1 protein-coding gene is annotated in these 869 nt (G+C 42.5%); it reads left to right on the forward strand.

The genetic code is table 11. The features are described from left to right. The coding region (locus G6Q48_RS21945) for a hemagglutinin repeat-containing protein (protein ID WP_207393068.1) at window positions 1-869 on the forward strand (869 nt) is incomplete at both ends.

Raw genomic sequence — 869 nt, forward strand, 5'->3', positions numbered from 1 at the left:
ACGTTAAATGCAGCCCGTGATATTGACTTGCAGTCGGCTAACCTTCAGTCCAAAGACAAAATTATTGCACTTTCTGGCCGTGATCTTAAATTAACCGCTACCGCTTACTCTGCCATTCCCAACCCCAACGAAGATAACCAAGATGTACGTTATGTGACCTCGACACTTTCCGGTGACAAAGGCATCACACTGGCCTCCAATGGTGCCTTAACCGCACAAGGCAGCACAATCAAATCCCTAGATGACATCACACTCTCAAGCGGGGGAAATGTACGCTTAGAGTCGGTCAAAACGAACTATCGTAAGCAGTCAGGGAAAAAATTTGAAGAGTTATATCGCCAAATTGGCACTGAAATTAACAGTGGTAAAACCCTGACCATTTTGTCTGAGGGGAGCATTCTGTTCCAAGCGTCTCGTCTCGTTGCCAAAGGTGCGATGGATATTGCCGCAAAAGGTGGCTATCTCTATGCCCAAGCCATGGAAGAAAGCAGTTATTTTGAAGAGTATAAAAAGAAATGCAATAGATGGACGCTTTGTATTACGAAAAAGGAAGTGAGAAAAACACGCAGTGATAAGACCAATAAAGTCACTGAGTTTACTGCTGGTGGCGATATTAATCTGTATGCCAAGGATGATGTCACATTAGAAGCGACCAAAATTAATGCGGGCAAGAATGCCAAAATCACCAGCCAAACGGGTAAGGTGAATTTTAAAGCGGTCAAAAATTCGCAATTTGAACAGGTGATTACAAATTCTAATGGTTTTTATATCACCCAACGTAATAAAGGCTATACCTCAGATAAATGGGTTTTACCTGCATTGCATATTGGTGGAAAACTAACAGTTGATGCGAATAAAGGGATCACTGC

This window comes from Providencia sp. M-27 (genome assembly GCF_011077905.1).
GTDB lineage: Bacteria > Pseudomonadota > Gammaproteobacteria > Enterobacterales > Enterobacteriaceae > Providencia > Providencia huaxiensis.